The 16,681-nt window shown below is 35.8% G+C and carries 14 protein-coding genes and 1 pseudogene; all 15 read right to left on the reverse strand.

Annotated features, from left to right (window positions below; genetic code table 11):
• Nucleotides 1-266: 266 nt before the first annotated feature.
• Nucleotides 267-2,768, reverse strand: a complete 2,502-nt coding sequence (locus tag ACQKNI_RS19015) for an LPD25 domain-containing protein (RefSeq protein WP_427282631.1) — start codon at nt 2,766-2,768, stop codon at nt 267-269.
• Nucleotides 2,761-3,036, reverse strand: coding sequence for a hypothetical protein (locus tag ACQKNI_RS19020; protein WP_427282632.1), 276 nt, complete (start codon nt 3,034-3,036; stop codon nt 2,761-2,763). The genes ACQKNI_RS19015 and ACQKNI_RS19020 overlap by 8 nt, the downstream gene beginning before the upstream one ends.
• Nucleotides 3,037-3,079: 43 nt before the next feature.
• Nucleotides 3,080-3,517: a hypothetical protein gene (locus tag ACQKNI_RS19025; RefSeq protein ID WP_071717410.1), complete on the reverse strand. Its 438-nt coding sequence runs from the start codon at nt 3,515-3,517 to the stop codon at nt 3,080-3,082.
• On the reverse strand, nt 3,518-4,711 hold the full coding sequence (mobP2, locus tag ACQKNI_RS19030) for a MobP2 family relaxase (RefSeq protein ID WP_427282633.1): 1,194 nt from the start codon (nt 4,709-4,711) through the stop codon (nt 3,518-3,520).
• Entirely contained in the window at nt 4,704-4,964 is a 261-nt protein-coding gene (locus ACQKNI_RS19035) for a hypothetical protein (protein WP_427282634.1), read from the reverse strand. The genes mobP2 and ACQKNI_RS19035 overlap by 8 nt, the downstream gene beginning before the upstream one ends.
• A 259-nt stretch (nt 4,965-5,223) precedes the next feature.
• A complete protein-coding gene (locus ACQKNI_RS19040) occupies nt 5,224-6,120 on the reverse strand; it encodes a hypothetical protein (protein WP_098357275.1) in 897 nt (298 codons plus the stop codon).
• 21 nt (nt 6,121-6,141) lie between these two features.
• Complete coding sequence (locus tag ACQKNI_RS19045; protein ID WP_427282635.1) at nt 6,142-6,720, reverse strand: MerR family transcriptional regulator; 579 nt, start codon at nt 6,718-6,720, stop codon at nt 6,142-6,144.
• Between the two features lie 27 nt (nt 6,721-6,747).
• A complete protein-coding gene (locus tag ACQKNI_RS19050; RefSeq protein ID WP_427282636.1) occupies nt 6,748-7,881 on the reverse strand; it encodes a lysozyme family protein in 1,134 nt (377 codons plus the stop codon).
• Between the two features lie 4 nt (nt 7,882-7,885).
• Entirely contained in the window at nt 7,886-9,823 is a 1,938-nt protein-coding gene (locus ACQKNI_RS19055) for a VirB4 family type IV secretion system protein (RefSeq protein ID WP_427282637.1), read from the reverse strand.
• A gap of 15 nt (nt 9,824-9,838) precedes the next feature.
• Nucleotides 9,839-10,648 carry a hypothetical protein gene (locus tag ACQKNI_RS19060; RefSeq protein ID WP_427282638.1) on the reverse strand — a complete coding sequence of 270 codons (810 nt, stop codon included), beginning with the start codon at nt 10,646-10,648 and terminating at the stop codon, nt 9,839-9,841.
• A gap of 14 nt (nt 10,649-10,662) precedes the next feature.
• Nucleotides 10,663-10,950, reverse strand: a complete 288-nt coding sequence (locus ACQKNI_RS19065) for a DUF5592 family protein (RefSeq protein ID WP_097904827.1) — start codon at nt 10,948-10,950, stop codon at nt 10,663-10,665.
• A gap of 47 nt (nt 10,951-10,997) precedes the next feature.
• Nucleotides 10,998-13,496 (reverse strand): pLS20_p028 family conjugation system transmembrane protein, encoded by a 2,499-nt coding sequence (locus ACQKNI_RS19070; protein WP_427282639.1) that lies wholly within the window; start codon nt 13,494-13,496, stop codon nt 10,998-11,000.
• Nucleotides 13,497-13,519: 23 nt separating this feature from the next.
• A complete protein-coding gene (locus ACQKNI_RS19075) occupies nt 13,520-13,729 on the reverse strand; it encodes a hypothetical protein (protein ID WP_427282640.1) in 210 nt (69 codons plus the stop codon).
• 58 nt (nt 13,730-13,787) lie between these two features.
• A complete protein-coding gene (locus ACQKNI_RS19080; RefSeq protein WP_427282641.1) occupies nt 13,788-16,358 on the reverse strand; it encodes a VirD4-like conjugal transfer protein, CD1115 family in 2,571 nt (856 codons plus the stop codon).
• A gap of 19 nt (nt 16,359-16,377) precedes the next feature.
• Nucleotides 16,378-16,681: pseudogene (locus tag ACQKNI_RS19085) on the reverse strand (hypothetical protein); the annotation flags it as partial.

Below are 16,681 nucleotides of genomic sequence, written 5' to 3' on the forward strand. Positions count from 1 at the left end.
TATTTAGAAAACTAAACTCTAAAGAATAAAACCGTACAACTTCTTTATAAACAGTTAATCTTTTTTCAAAACGGTTGAACTTTGTTATAAACGATTGAACTTTCTTTCAAGTCCACATCATGACGTTCACTCCTTTCGTTCTACAAACAAGAAAGAGGGCTTTTACTTTTCCCCTCTTTCTTGTTTAGATATAAAAAAATCACTTTCCGTTTTCTCAATTGATTAACAAAAAATGATTTAATCTGGTTTTCCTGTTATAAAATTTTTCATCGTTCTATTTCCATTGTTTCTCTTTTTCTACTTGATTTCTTTGTAGCCTTTGACTGCTCTACATTACCAGGCTCCGGCTCCTTGTCTTTTTCTTTATGATTCGTTTGTTTTCCGTTCAATGGCTGAAATTTTTTATCTACATCCATTTCTTTTGAAGTTGTAGACTGTTTCACCGTTATTCCTTCTTTTCCAAGCTTCTCATCCACCTGATTTTCTAATTTCACTACGTGTTCTTGGCTTACCAGCTCATTATCAATCGAAACATACTTTGTTGTATAATATCGCTCTTCAGCTTTTACACGAGTGACAATACTATCAATATTATCTGGTGTTTCTTCATATTGTGAACGTCTGTATGCTTCGTATTTCCGGCTTAAATCCTTATCTAATGTAGTTGACTCTTTTTCTTTTGAAGGTTGAATTTGTTGATCTAAAGAGGCAATAGGTGCATACCCTTCCTTTTTCATTTCTTTATACAATTCCACTTCTTTTTCATTAAATGAGTGATCTTTTTGTCCCTCCGCTTTATCAACTAAGAGTCCATATCGTTCATCTTTTACGATTTCATCTAGACTCATATTTGTATCCTTTTCATAAACAACAAATGATAAATTTCCTCTTCCATCAAAGATAGAACTTTGAACCTTTTCATATAAATCTGGTTTCAAAATGTTATCTAAAAAGACATTTTCTCGTTCCCCGTTCTTTTCCATTAGGGAAACATATAAATCTTCCCGATTTGTTTTATCTTGGTTCCATACAGACAAATAACTTATATCTCTCGTTACGCCATCCATCATGTGGATTCTTGCCAGCTCTTCATCTTGTATATCCTTCGCTAACACTTCAATTGTAACTAAATGATTAGGTGTCTCTTTCGATTTTTCTAATGTATTTTCTTGTACTTTTTCCATCGGTATTTCTTTGTTATTTCTATAATTCACTAATTCATCTCGTAACGCTTGTTTCACTTCATCCGATAAATACCTTTTCTCGTTTAATATCTGTTCATACGGTGTCTTGTAGTCCCCATCCCCCATATCCAAACGATCCATACTCACAAGCTCCATTCTCCCAAAATCTCTATCTACTTCTTTTGGAATGGCAATATGATAACGAGTTTTATCATATTGTACGTATTCATCTCTTTCTCTTGCTTCCTCTTTTGCTTTTTCAATATTTGTAATGACTTCAGCCATTTTTTCATTGGCCTCTCCAAATGGGATCAATTGATTACCCTTAAAATTTTCGTTTTCGCTCCACTGAACTAACATAGTTGGACGATTTATTTCATCCTGATTTAGTGCTGCATATCTTTCTTTATTTGCCACGTTAAATGCATCTATAAATTCTTTATCACTCAATTGTTCCCCACGCTCTATAGACTGAAATGCTTGATTTTTATCTACTTGTTCCCTTAGCTCTGCAACGGAAACAAGCTCTTGTGTCGTATTACTTAAACTCATATATTCGACCAGCAAAATATTTTTTTCATCCTGTTTTTCATTTTTATTTGCCATACCTTCCACCTCTTTTTCAATTGTTTTTTCTTTTTCCTTTTCTAATGTGTTTTCAATTGTTTCAATAAATTCAATCGAAGTTTCATGTACTTCTTTCAATAATTTCGTTTTATCTTTCATTTCTTTTCCTTGTGTCCAGCTCGCTAAATACCCCAAAGAATATTCGCTTGTATCAATCCCAAAATAAGAAGAAACGGCATAAGCGGTCATTTCTGCTTGAAACTCTTTTTCTGGTGCCGTGTAATTCATATGTGTCTCTGCTGTATGAAGTTTGGCATGGGCTAATTCATGAAGAAGGGTTTTCACATTTTGCAATTCACTGTTTCGTGGATTCAAGGCAACTTCTTTTGTTAGGGTATAACTCACACCTTTTGCGACACCCAGCTCTGCTTTTGGTTCAATAATTTTCACACCGTTCTTTGCCGCAACAGCTTCCATTCCTCTATACAAACTCTTATAATCTTTCACACTACCTTCTAACCAACGATTCGGAAAAATACGAGGGAGATCTTCCGCTTTTGCGTTTGTTTGAGACACGTCAAACACATGGCCGACAGCAAAATATAAGCGACCTGGTTTCACCTCCACACTTTTAGAATCAATCTGTTTTTTCTCTTCCTCATTTGCTTTAGTTACTGTTTTCCAAGTGCCTTGTTTGTCTTTAAATTTTGCTACAGTTCGGTTTGGAACAAGGATCTGGATTCCTTTCTCACCCTTCTTAACCGCAAACCCTTTTTCTTTCCAAAAAGAAAAGGAACCAACTGCATTGGCTCCCTCGAATTGACTCTGTATTAATGAAATGTTAGATGGTGAATAGTGATAAAACTTTGCCATAAACGTTAAATACTCTTTTAAATCTCCCGGTGTACGAAAATAACCTTCTACGCTTTTTTCCATCTTTTTTGTTAAAGCTTGCACAGCTTCTTTCTTTTCTTCCGGTGATTTTGTTTGATACTTTTTCTTATAATTTTCACTCATGATCTTCCCCTACGCTTTCACTCGCTTTTTGCAATTCCTCCATGTCTTCTTCATTCCATCTCTCAGTTGTATCAAAGAAAAGCTCATGAGTTTTCACATTAACCGGAACTAACATATTTTCTTGATTCATAACATGAACTGCAAGTTCTTCCTCTTGTTCTCGTGTGATATTGATTGTTAATTCTTCATCTTTTACAAGTAAAACCAATTCACCTTCTCCAACCTCTTTAATAACTCCTAATGCGATATCTTCATGAAATAATAACATCCTAATGACCTCCTATTTTTTTTATAAAAAAGAACAATGTATCTTATGTTACATTGTTCTTTGATGCCTCATGATCTATACGTTTTTGTCTCGCATGACTAATCCGTTCCGCTACGACTTCCTTTGCCATTTTCACGCCACCGACTTCTATTTTATCCGTAGTAATAATACTCTCTAAATCTAAGTCATTGGCAAAAAAGTAACCATTCATTAATTCAATTAAAACTTGTGTATTCCTATCCGCACTATTTGCACCAAGACGAATTTTTGTTAGCTCACTTTTTAATATGTCATGAAGATTTTTAGAAACAACTTCTGAAATATAATTCAATGACCATTCTGTATTTTTTGATGCTTGATGTTCTCTACAAATCCTTACAATTGCTTCGCCGTTGTATCTGATATTGTGTTCTTCCATATAATCTTTAATATACGTATCTGTTTCTTCATCCAATGTAATTTGCATGCGAAAGTCTTTCATTTAATAACCCCTCTCATTTTGATATGCACTTTCTTTTTGCATACGCTCATAATACTTTTGGTTCTTCCAGCTTTCATATTCACTTTTAAACGCACGTTTTACTTTCCTCATAGAATACTGAATAGATACATTCTGTTGAAATTTTTGAAACGGCTTTGATTTTTTCATGTGATGGATTCTCTTTTGTTCTTTATCGTATGCCTTCATTTCTTGTAAAAAGGCGTTCCCCATTCTTTTATACAGGTCATTGATTTTATTCGTCTTGTAATTTTCATATTGCTTCTTATCATACTTTCCTTCTCCATATGCTTCTTTAAAAACTTGCACTTCTTTATCTAACTTTTGGAGAAACTGATCGTAATCTTTTTTATGATGATGTTGAATATATCGCCTGCTTAATTCATCAATTTCCGGCTTCAATGGCTGAATTGTATTGTAGCTATATTGCCACTGTCTTTTATCACTTGGTAACTGTTTATAGATTTGTAAAAACAATGGTTTCAAATGTTGATTACGCCAATCAAAAACCGAATCCTCTTTTTTACTTCCCACCATATTGTTTCGAATCAGATCATTAATTTGTTTTTGTTCCTGCTTACGATCTAACAAATTGTTTACGACTTTTCCCCTCATCGCATCCAATGTTTTGGGTTTTCTTTTGCCACGGTCTCTCGTTGGAAATGGTTCAACCGTTGCCACATGAATATGAATGTTATCCGTATTAAAATGAATGGCTGCCGACCAGGTAGAACTTTTTTCTAATCCCTCCCTTTTCTGCATTTCCTTCATCGCAATCCGTGTCACATCCATTAACTTTTTTTCATCCAATGTTTTAGTTTTCTCATCATATATGCCTTGTTCCTCTAGCCAAGGATTATGAAAAGAAATGACATCTTGCCACATGATACTTCCATTCTCATGAGCGGTTTTAAACATTTCCTTTAAGGACTTTTTTTCACTTTCTGTTAAACGATTTGCGTGTTCCGTAAATAGTGCCGAGGTCTTTTCTGAATTCCCCATATAGTCTTGATACGTTTCGAACATTTTCGGATTCAACTTTACTTCACTTTTCGCTTCCTCCCGATCTACATAATCAATATAGTTCTGAAACGCATCGGAACTTGGTAACACAAATTTCGTTTTTAAAACAACACCCGTTGTGACGGAAGATTGAACAGGAACCGCATTACTCATTTTCAACATCCTGCATCATCATTTGAATAAACTCATTCATTTTTCCCATTGCGTTATAACAATCACTCATCATATGGATGTTCTTTTCAATGAGATTTTCTAACTCCATTTCCCTTTTATTTTGTTGCTGAAAAAATGCCAGCATTTCAATTTGGTCTTTCAAAAATTTCTGCCTGGATAATCCTTTCCTCTTTGCAATTTCATCTATTTTCTTTACGGCAATTGGATCTACTTCCCTAATTCTAATTTCCACTTTTCCCTCTCCTTTCTACAATTCTGGGTAGAGATCAAAAAATAGTGAGAAGAGCATAAGGGGTTTTTGTTCCCACCTAAGGTGTGAAGCTAGGCGGAGCCTAGCGAAACGATGGGAACAAGAAAACCTTCTAGGTGTAGACTCACTCACGACACAAAATCTTCTGATGTAGACTCACTCACGACTCATTTTTTCGTGATGTGGACTCACTCACGACACGAAATCCCTTGATGTAGACTCACTCACGACATGACTTTTTTCAATTTTTATTAATTTCAAGTGCCTTTTGCTCTAATTTTTTGATCTTATCTCGTGCAATTTTTTGTTCTCCTTTAAACAATTCAACGTTCTTTTCTGATGATTTTATTTTAGATTCTAAGGATGCTATTTTCGATTGCGTTTCCGTTTTTTCCGCTTCTGTTTGGTACTTCATTTCATCTTTTAGTTCCTTTACTTTCTCATAAACTGTCTTTGCATTTTCTTCTTCAAGCTTAATTGCTTTTCCATAATTTTCGATCTTTGTTTCAATATCTTTTTTATCCCTTTCTATAAAATCTAGCTCATATGTTATTTTATCTTCAGCTAACAATTCATCATTTGCTTTCGTTTTTCTTTGATCGGTAAAAATCGTCTGAACAAGTTTATTTGGACTCTTTGTACTTGTATTTTCTTCTTCGTACTCGTTAGCATCTTGTGTAAACTTCCGTATATCCATTTGTTCTTTTTCACTGTTTTTATTGTAAATATCTAAAGCTAAAGCGCCCCAATTTGGAGATAATTCTTTGACTTCTATCACGTAATTTCCGTTCTCTTCATACAACACTTTGACAGGTAATTGAACACCTGGCTTTCCTTTTTCTTGTGCCTTAAACGTAAATCCTGTTTCCTCATATCCTTCTATCCGAAAGCGAATTTGTATAAAGTTTTTATGTGGATTGTACTCCCTTTGTTCTACAATCAACTTCCCCATTCCCGACAACCTGATTACTTTGTTTGTTTCCGTATGAAATAGTTTTTCATCATTTGGCATGTAAATTTTAGATGTTAAGAAAGCGGAAAAACCTAAAAATAGAAAGCTGATAATTGCTAGGTAGATCCACGACTTATTTCTTCTCAGATTGATTCTTTCACTTTTCTTACCAATTGAACTTATCACACTCTCACCCCACCTTTTTCGTTATAAAACTTTCATATTTAACTCTTCTACACTTGTAACTCGCCATGTTTCCTTATCTTTTTTTATGATGATTCGCAACACATTGTTGACTTTCTCTTCTCGATTTTGAGTTGAATCTGTCGTGACATTTATAAATTCAGCTAACACATTTACCTCCTCTTTATCGGGTTCATTTTCTTGTAAATAAAACTTCATTTCTATTGGTTTTGTTTTATAGGTATCTCCTAATTCGTATTTTTCAGTGGGATAGAATTGTTGTAAAAGTTCTTCACTCATAATGGATTTTGCTTTTTCTTTCCGCTCACTGTAGCCTTCTTTTTCTCGATGAAATGATAATTGAATAAACGTTTCTGCTGTCGATAAATACGCCCTTCTTTGTTGTTCTTGTGCGGAAGGAAGCACCTTATCCAGTCGGTTTTTTAAGTCTTCAATTTGTTTTGTTAGTAATTCATTTGAAAGTTTTAACTGTTTTTCTTTGCCATCACTCATTGATTTTTTGCTCAAATAGATATTAAAAACTGTCACACCTATAACTAAAATGGCAAACACAATAAACAAAGATTTCCGTTTATCTTTCATTCTTTCAGTCTCCTATTCTTTCGTTTTTTAGAACCTTCTTACATGACCAGAAAAGACTTTTTTCCAATACGGATTATTTAAATCTTCAATGGAAACACCTTTATTTGTTTGGCATCCAATGAAAGTATTTTTATCAATTACAATGCCAACGTGCCCGTCATGTTTATAGGTATCAAAGAAAATAACATCACCCGGTTTCATATCATTTGCTGATACTTTTGTACCGATTTTATTTAATGTTTCCGTACTTACAGCTCCTATTGGACTGGTATACATCCCTACTTGTTCGAATGCCCAGCGTACAAAACTTGAACAATCAAAAATCCCTCTTGCAATGTCATTTGTATTACGTCCTCCACCAAATACATACGTAGAACGGCCTATCCATTGACGACCTACATCGGCAACTTTAGAACCACTACTTCCCCCACTTCCTGGACTTCCTCCTCCACCAGAAACGACTGAACCCGGCTGATAATATTTCAAAACCGCATCAACGTACAATATATCGCCATAGCACGCTTGATACGGTACAGCTTCTGGTCTAAGGCAGTGATACATTCCAGTATGTTTTACTTTTTGATACTGTTGTTGTGAAAATTTAATTGCTAATTCTTTCGTATACTTGCCACCGTTTGCACCAACAAAATCAAAAAATCCTGTTCCAAAATTGTAAGCTTGAAGTGCTGTTTTAATATGATCCATGTCTCCTGGACTCGTTACTCCTGCTCTTTCTATCGCATGTTTAAACTCCTGTACACCTGCCCAAATACTGTAATCTGGATCTGTAATACAGTTTGGTGATTTACAATATTTCGTATTATAAGCACCCTCTGATGATTGCATCGGATCGCTGCCACGCCCTCCGCTTTCCTGCATCATTTGAGCAAGCATTAAAGCAACAAACGGTTCCACGCCAAACTCTTTTGCATACTTCCGAATCGTAGGTTCCCATTTCAAAACGTCGGGCGAAACATTCATCACTTGTCCTTCACCTGTATATGTAATATCACCCGTGTCTGTTCCTGTTCCACTATCACTTCCCATTGCTGCAATGAAAATACTAACGACTCCAAGTAAAAGAAAAGAAAAAAGACCCATCACAATTAACGCTAAAGTGATGAGCCATTTCTTTGGTATGATCTTTAAAACCAGATGCATGGTATTAAGCACCTCCCCCGAATAACATCAATTCTTCATCTGTTACCTCTACATGAAAGTGAATGTTTTTTACAGCACCAATACTTAAAATGACATCCCCTGTTGGTAAATGTGGAATCGCTGCAATTTCACTTTCACTTAACTGTCCTGCAAAAACTTTTCGTAACATATCTAAACTGTTATTATCTTGTTGCATGATAAATTTGTACTGTGTAAGTTCAAATAGCTTTTTAATTTCATCAATCATTTCTTGTGAAGATCCTTCCGGTACAAAATCCCGAATCGTGTGACTTGCATATAAAAGCCCTGCGAAATATTTTCGATCTTCTCGGCTAAATTTAGTTAAAAATTGTAGGGCATGAGCGCTTTCTTTTTTCGTGTTAATAATATGATGCGCCTCGTCAATAATAATGAAATAACGAATTACATCTTCAAAAGCAAGTTGTTGTTTAGTATATGCCTCTAATTGTGGTGCACCATTGGATATCATTTCATCCCATATTAAATTAAATACATTAAAAATTTGTGCTTGGAATACTTCCGGTTTAAAATTTGAAATGTTTCGTAAAGAAAACGATACAACTTGTTCTTTTTTAAAGTTTTCAATAGTGGAATGACCATCAAATAATTGTGCATATGCTTCTACTAAATTGGTAAGATTTAATTCAATTAATTCTAAACGATGAATTCTACTGTCTCCTAAATTATCATGATGTTTTTTAGCTTCTACATCTTGATATAATTCTTTGCGAACAAACATTAAAAAATCAGAGAAGATAGGATATTCTTTTGGTTTTCTTGTTGTAATTTCATTTTTCGCTCCTTTTTCGTCATTCCATAATCCCATACGAATATATAATTTACGAAGCAAATTTTCATATTCTTTAATTTCATCATCTTTTGCTTCTGGCGCAATGAATCGATAAAAAATTGTCAGTTTAGATAGATGCTGAGTGAAACTAACTTCCTCAAGTTCTGCTGTCTTATATACTTGAAGTGGGTTAATTTGACCTTGTGAACCATCTAATGCAATTGTTTTCCCATTCAGATCACGTACTGTTTCCTCGAATTCACCTACAATATCAAAAATACGAATAAAATGACCTTTACTTGCATAGTCTACTGATTTCTTTTTTAGTAATGTTGATTTTCCAGCACCAGGCTTTCCAATCATTACACCGTTATAAAACTTTCTTTGTTCGTCTTTATGAAAAATATCAAAAATAACATTTCCTTTTGTTTTCGTTGTTCCGTAATACGTACCGTATGGATCATGCAAATAAGAGTAGTGAAATGGACACCCACCAGCCAAACTGACTGCCGGAATTTCTTTTCCCTTTCTTCGGTTCACATAATTTTTTTGTGTATCAAAGCTTGTTACGAGTGCATCCCATTCATACTCTTGTTCATTTAAAAAAACAGCTCCTCGAAAATTATAAGACTCTAATGTTTCCATGATTTCTTTTACTTGTTTTTCTAACTCATCTAAAGTTCTAGCGGAAACATAGATACGGATATGAATACGTTTCATAACCTCACCTTGTTTCAAATCCGTATAGAGAGCTTCCAGCTCTAAAAATTCATTTTTCGCATCGATCCGATCTATATTATCCTTCGCTGTATCATGCCGTACACTTTGTTCACTCATGGATTTATTAATCGATTCAACGACCTCTTTTCGGTCATCACTCATTACATCTAATGTTGTAATCACATTTGGCATATTCATGATTTGCTCTAACCAAAAATCATTTACCTCTGTTGGATAGTCAAAAACATGAATACAAGTAGCAAATCCATCACCTGTTTGAACATAACTTTCTTTAAAACTTACCCCCCCTTGTGATTGGACTCTAGCTAATAAATAGGGATTGTAACCTTTCTTCTTTTTTAGTTCTTTTTGTTTTTCCTTTTTAGATTTTTTACTTTTAAACGCAAACATGTTATTTCCCCCTCGCTACCATATATTTTTCGTTCCTAATTTTGCATTTTGATTAAACAATTTAAACATAAGTTCTAATTTCTTCTCTTCATCCACATCTAATAGTTCTGTAGAACGCTTAATATATCGTTTGGCTGCATCCACACGCTCTTTTACGATTAATTCCGTTTCTCCGTAAATAAATAAGAAGGCTTCCCGATTTGTTCTGCCCCATTCTAAAAACTGTAGTTCTTTTAACTTCTGATTTAAAATTCGTTCATACAAAGGACTAGTACATTCTTTAATTTTCTTCTCTATATAACGTTGTTGTTCGGTTGTTTGACATGGGAAGTTTAAAAAAACGAGTTTAATGGACTGTTTGTAGGCTTGATAAAAATACGCATGTGAGAAAATAACAAATGCTTGTTCATCGCTATTCTTAGAGAACATATCGTCACCTTCCACTTGAAGAATTTCTAAAAACTCCTCATTTTTCAGCTCAAATATGCCATCCTCCGTCATGTCTACAATTTGCATAATTTCCGCAATACTTTTCTTTACCTTTGGTGGTGCTTCTTTCTTTTTTCTAGAGAAAAAGCCTAAAAGTTTTTGGTTTTTCTTTTTCGAAACATCTTTCTTTGGCTTTTCTTTTTTCTGCTTTTTTACTTTTGGTTCTACCTTTGTTTTTTCTTCTTTCTTTTTGTTGGGTACCACCTTCACAATTTCTTTTGGTTCAGAAAGTGATTCCTTTACATTTTTTTCGTTAAATCGAAATGCTTTTTTCTTCGTTATTTCTAGTTGTTTTGGCTCTTCTTTCTCCACATCTTTTTCGCTGAATAACGCCATATGTGATCCCTCCCTTATTGATCGTTATCAATGGCGCAATATGCGCCTTTTCTTCTTAGCAATGTAATAATCAGCACTTCATACATTCGTTTTTGAGGATTCGTACTTGGTCGCCATATCATGATAATTGCAATGGCTGCCATGAAAATGACGAATGGGAGTTGTAAAGAGCCATGTACAAAATTCCTAAGAATCATCGTTACAACTAATAAACCAATTAATAAAAAGAAATCTATTAAATAAAGCACTTTATTAATCCGTAATTCTGTACTGATTTCCTTCGGAATCCGATAGCTTCTCATCGGGATTCCCTCCTTTTCGACAATAAAAAATAAGCGTACGATTACGCTTATTTTTTATCCGTATTATTTTTATTTTTGCTCACGATATCTCTCCAACTTTTACCTGTATTTTGACCCATCTGATAAAAACGCTTTGTATTTTGTACCGTTTCAGAGTTATGAATTCGCTCTTGCACTCCTTTTGCCTTGTGTTTAATGGATGATGTAGTAGCGCTATAGCCCTTTTTAACTGTATCCGTTGCATATTGTCCTAATGTACGTGTTTCATGACTACTACTTGCCGCCACTTCTTTATCACTTTCATAAGGAATACTTGGGCTACTATGTGTCATCGTTACGATATCGGCTGATGCCGGGCTACTTTCACTTGTTACTGGACTTGCTGTTTCCATTGGTGCCGGGCTACTTCCGCTTGGCACTGGTCTTGCTGTTTCCATTGGTGCCGGGCTACTTTCACTTGGCACTGATCTTGGCGATTCCACTGGTGCCGGGCTACTTCCACCTGGTACTGGTCTTGCTGTTCCCATTGGTGTTGAACTACTTCCACTTGGCACTGATCTTGGCGATTCCACTGGTGCCGGGCTACTTCCACCTGGTACTGGCCTTGCTGTTCCCATTGGTGTTGAACTACTTCCACTTGGCACTGATCTTGGTGATTCCACTGGTGCCGGGCTACTTCCACCTGGTACTGGTCTTGCTGTTTCCATTGGTGCCGGGCTTCCTCCACTTGTTACTGGTCTTGCTGTTCCCATTGGTGCCGGGCTTCCTCCACCTGGTACTGGTTTTGCTGTTCCCATTGGTGCCGGGCTTCCTCCACCTGGTACTGGTCTTGCTGTTCCCATTGGTGCCGGGCTTCCTCCACCTGCTGTTTGATTCCCTTCACCTGTTCCCTGGCTTACTCCTCCGACTGTTTGACTTCCCTGGCTTGCTCCCTGTTTTACTCCTCCTGCTGTTTGACTTCCCTGGCTTGCTCCTTGTTTTATTCCTCCTGCTGTTTGACTTCCTTCACTTGCTCCACTTACTTTTCCAGCTTCCTTCATTTCATCTTGAAGACTTGTTGTTCCTGATTCTTGCCCACTTGCTACCTCTGGTTTTTCATTCCCTTCTTTTTTCATATCTTCTTCCTTATTTAAGTTCCCTTTTTCCTTTTCTTTATTTGCTAAGTCATTGCCTTGTGTTTTTTTTTGATCCGCTTTTTTCATTTGATCCTGCAAAGATTCTTTATTTCCGGATTCATTCCCTTTTTTCAAGCCACTTATGATACCTGCCATACCTCCAGCCGCATTTGCGGTTTTTGCCGCTGCAACACCAGCACCTTTTGCCGCCCCTTGTGCTGCACCTTTCGCTCCTTTTCCAATCATATTTCCTAGACCCTTCATTGGTCTCGAATTTGCAAGACTACCAATCCCTTTACCAAGTGCGAAACCACCTGCTAAACCACCTGCTAACATGCCCCAACTGCTCTTTAATCCAATATCTATACCAAATAACCTTTCTACGACTGCCGGGCCATCTAGAACTGCCATACTAAATGCGGCTAATGCAATCAGATACGGTACACCATTTAATTTGTCATGGAGAAACGCCGTTCCCATTATATATAGCTTCAAAGATAGGAATATCATAATCGTTGCTATAAATATATTGAGGATATTGGATAATACAGCTTTTAACTTTTGACCATTTGCAACATCGGCTGGTGCTAATATGTTGGCTAACAAGTAGTTAAATGCCAATTCATAAAATAACCTAGCTAATTTAATACTTACTAATAACAACGTTAACCCTGTTATCAGTAAGGTGAAAAATATATTCCAAAAGTTCCAATGCCAGCGATAATACTTTTCTGGGAAGAAATCAAACCAGCCATCCTTCAATTCGGTTAAGGATGCTACCCCTTGCCCATCCATTACCGTTTTATTTTTCAATATTTTTTGTCCATCATCTGTTAACTTTTTATCTTTTGCAAACTCAAAATCCGAATCAATTTTTTCTGTAATATCTATCTGTCTAATATTTTTTTCTGGAATATTATTTTTCGGGTTCATATCTTCTTTCTTTTTCCACTTATTTTGATCTATTACTGCAATATCCGTTATGTTCTTCTTAATAATTTCATCACTCAAAGAGCCTTTTTGCTCTGATTTTACAACTGCTATGGCATCATCGGTGAACTTATCGACCTTTGTCATACCTGTACTTAATAAACAAAGTACACTCAGCGTAACGAAAATATTGATGATAATTTGAGAACGGTTCATTTGTTTGTTCATAATGAACATGTAGCCAATATATAAAAACGATATAGCTAAAAGAACGACGAACAATGGATATAACATGTCAACAAACTCTTGTACTCCCGGTGAATTAAAGAACCCTTTAATCCCCAATATGGAATCTGTCACACCCTCCAAGCCATCTACAATTAAAGATAGACCTTGAATTACGAACCACCCTACCCAACGCAATACATAATTAACAACGTCTCCTACTTGAAGATAATCCGAGAACTCTTCTAAAACCTTTAAAATCTCTTCATCTTTCACCATTTATCCTCCTCTCTTGCTCACTACTGCCCTAATACTTTCTTTACTGTCCAATTCACCCTCTCATTCAGTCTGTCAATACGAATAATCAATTTCCCTTTTTGTTCCCGATCTACTGAAATGAAAAGAACCGCATCTTCTAGACCAAGAATGACCTCATTTTCTTCTGTTACAAATGGCGAGTAACTATCTAAAATCAATTGCATTTTATCCGTTATTATCGGTACACACATTCTCTCTTCCTCCTTTATTTTTGGATTCAAAAAAGCACTCAATTATTTGAGTGCTTTTCTAACTCGTTACGTGTTCCTTTTCTTCTAAATCACGTAAAATTCGATGAATCTTATTTCCAACTGCTTGATAAACACCTTTGTCGATATGGTCATTGTGAGCCAACATTTGAAATTCACTGTAAAACTCGCCCATTTCTTGCTTTTCAACCTCATCTATGCCTTTCCCTAACTGTGCTAAAAAGAACTTATCAACCAGTTTCAAAACCGCTAAATCAGTTTCAAAAAATTCAATAACCGTTTTTGATTTCCAATTTTCAATGGAAAGTGAATCAAATGGATTATCTTCTTGCTGAAACGCCTCTTCGGGAATATCTTCATCAATTCCCATCATTTTCGGCTCTTCTGTTGGCTGCTCCGGTTCTACTGGCGAAGGTGTTTCCTGTTCTGGCTCTGGTGTTTCTTTCTTGATTTGTTCTGCCTTTCTTTCTTCTAGGAAGTCTACTATGAGTTTTTTAGGGTCTACATCACCATGTAGGGAATCAATATCTATATCTAAAATAGATTTATCTGTATCGAATTCTACTCCTAAGTACTCCCATCTGTATTTTAAGGCCGTTTCCTCAGTATTATAAATTGGTCGTGGTCTAATTCGCTTCTGATCATTATCTTGACGTTTTATTACACGAATAACAGCACTTTCCCCTTCTTTAAAACTCATAAGTTCATTTGGCGTTAACAGTGGTCGTTGATCTAGGCTTTCAGTTTTGTTTTTATCTGTAGAGAGACCTTTTCCACTTCGGGAAAATGTGTTAATTGTCTTGTTCCCAAGCTTCTTCGATACTCTTTCGGCTGTCTGTTGGTCGTTTGTTAATATATAAATGGTATTTCCACAGTTGCCATCAATGGTATCTGCATCATCTCCATATTTGTTTTTTAGTTGTGAATATGCCTGGATAACAAGGTTAAAACGAATATTTCTACCAAGACAAACCGTAATAATATTCGCCATACCTTCAATACTTGGCATATTTCCAAACTCATCAAGGCAAAAAACCACCTCACGGTGACATTTCCCTCCACGAGCGAGGGATGCACCCTTAGCTAATATAAAATAGAGCTGTCTTACAAAAATAGAAGCAATGACATGATTAGAAGAATCAAAGTCTGGTGTAATCATAAAAATAGCAACTGGTTTATCGAAATAATCCACTGTTGTTACCTGAATATCTTCATTTTCTTCTACTACTTTATATTCTGTATGCCCCGTCTTTTTATCTATTTTCGTAATAGAAATAGATGTTTTCTTTTTATTATTTCCCTTTTCATTCAATTGGATTATATCCCCGACTTTTACTACTTGCTTAAAATCCAATGCAAAACATCCTGTAATATCCGCTTTGATAGACTCATTTGATCCGTCCGGGAATACAATTTCTACTCGTTTTCTAGGTGCTACTTTTCCTTTTATCGTTTTTCCAAACCCTACACGTTTTAAATCCACACTATTTTTTGAAGTCATTTTTGCAATTTCATCGAACGTAAAAATAGAGAGTCCGTTCATTGTTTGGGTGAAGATTCCGCCTCGTGTCGTTCCTTTCGAGAAGTTTGAGGTTGCATATTGCATTTTCGCAACACTATCTGCTGGCAACCCTTCAAAGTATAAATCTAATGCATTTTGTGGATCTGCTTTTGGATCTACGATTACCTCTTTTGATCCAAGTTCTGATAACATATTTGCTACTGTATACATTGTGATTTTCTCTTCTGTTCTTTCCGCAATACATTTATCCGTAACTGCTAATATCATGGCATTGCACAAGCTCATAGCGCACTGTTGCCAAAAAGGATCTTTGACAGTTGGGTTGTAATACAAAGTGTGAGAAAGTGTTTTACATAACGCTTGCGCTGTTGAATAATCGCCATCTTTATAGGCATCTTTTACAAGTTGCAATAAATTATAACTCATAGAATCAAGTGGGTTTAACAAGTTCAAAACTTCAATGTGATACCCTCGTTCTTCCAGCGTTTCTTTCGATGCACTGAATAATTCCCCCTTTGGATCGTTAAAAATTAAAGATGGCTTATGTTCCGCTCTAGAATAGACATCAATTGTAGGAAATACAAAGGTTTCCCCTTTACCAGAGCGAGTTGTACCAATGATTAAATTGTTTACAGGGCTATCATCAATGAATACTTTGTCACCTAGTCGAGAGATAACAACACCACCGCCACCTTTAAATGATTTCTCTCGATCTGGTACGGCTCGATATTGCTTTTTCAGCTCTTCAACTGTTGTAAAACGGCTAGATCCTTTCTGATGATTATTTAAGTTTTTAAAGGAAGATTTCAATTTGTACACTGTTCTTACTATGGTTCCAATTACTACAAGGAAAACAAGCATGTAATAAATCGGATGCCCTGCAATCGGCATCCGAAAAAAAAATCCAATTTCCACATGAAATGGTTTTGGATGTAATACGTCTTTGAATGTTGTTTTTATCAGTTCTAAAGATAAATTGAGTAAAAAATTAGCGATTAAAAACATTCCAACAAACAAAAAAGTACTCAATGGAATGAGTACTTTTTTTTCAGCTAACTTATATTTAATTGAGATTTTATCCTTGTACATGGGTAAGCGAATCCCCCCTTTAAACAGTTACATCTGATTTTGATTCTTGTTTATTTAATTCTGTTGGCTTTTCTGGCTCAGTCGGTTTCTCTGGTTCTGTCGGTTTCTCTGGCTCTGTTGGTTTCTCTGGCTCTGTTGGTTTCTCTGGTTCTGTTGGTTTTTCTGGTTCTGTTGGTTTTTCTGGTTCTGTTGGTTTTTCTGGCTCTGTTGGTTTTTCTGGCTCTGTTGGTTTCTCTGGCTCTGTTGGTTTCTCTGGCTCTGTTGGTTTCTCTGGTTCTGTTGGTTTTTCTGGTTCTGTTGGTTTTTCTGGTTCTGTTGGTTTT

It is taken from the genome of Bacillus sp. NPDC094064 (assembly GCF_050279585.1).
In the GTDB taxonomy this organism is placed as follows: Bacteria; Bacillota; Bacilli; order Bacillales; family Bacillaceae_G; genus Bacillus_A.

What these genes read in the sequence shown, in the direction of transcription:
- ACQKNI_RS19075 (WP_427282640.1), bottom strand. Translation starts at nt 13,729, where the DNA reads ATGTGTGTACCGATAATAACGGATAAAATGCAATTGATTTTAGATAGT.
- ACQKNI_RS19025 (WP_071717410.1), bottom strand. Translation starts at nt 3,517, where the DNA reads ATGAAAGACTTTCGCATGCAAATTACATTGGATGAAGAAACAGATACG.
- ACQKNI_RS19045 (WP_427282635.1), bottom strand. Translation starts at nt 6,720, where the DNA reads ATGAAAGATAAACGGAAATCTTTGTTTATTGTGTTTGCCATTTTAGTT.
- ACQKNI_RS19050 (WP_427282636.1), bottom strand. Translation starts at nt 7,881, where the DNA reads ATGCATCTGGTTTTAAAGATCATACCAAAGAAATGGCTCATCACTTTA.
- ACQKNI_RS19065 (WP_097904827.1), bottom strand. Translation starts at nt 10,950, where the DNA reads ATGAGAAGCTATCGGATTCCGAAGGAAATCAGTACAGAATTACGGATT.
- ACQKNI_RS19080 (WP_427282641.1), bottom strand. Translation starts at nt 16,358, where the DNA reads ATGTACAAGGATAAAATCTCAATTAAATATAAGTTAGCTGAAAAAAAA.
- mobP2 (WP_427282633.1), bottom strand. Translation starts at nt 4,711, where the DNA reads ATGAGTAATGCGGTTCCTGTTCAATCTTCCGTCACAACGGGTGTTGTT.
- ACQKNI_RS19060 (WP_427282638.1), bottom strand. Translation starts at nt 10,648, where the DNA reads ATGGCGTTATTCAGCGAAAAAGATGTGGAGAAAGAAGAGCCAAAACAA.
- ACQKNI_RS19055 (WP_427282637.1), bottom strand. Translation starts at nt 9,823, where the DNA reads ATGTTTGCGTTTAAAAGTAAAAAATCTAAAAAGGAAAAACAAAAAGAA.
- ACQKNI_RS19015 (WP_427282631.1), bottom strand. Translation starts at nt 2,768, where the DNA reads ATGAGTGAAAATTATAAGAAAAAGTATCAAACAAAATCACCGGAAGAA.
- ACQKNI_RS19020 (WP_427282632.1), bottom strand. Translation starts at nt 3,036, where the DNA reads ATGTTATTATTTCATGAAGATATCGCATTAGGAGTTATTAAAGAGGTT.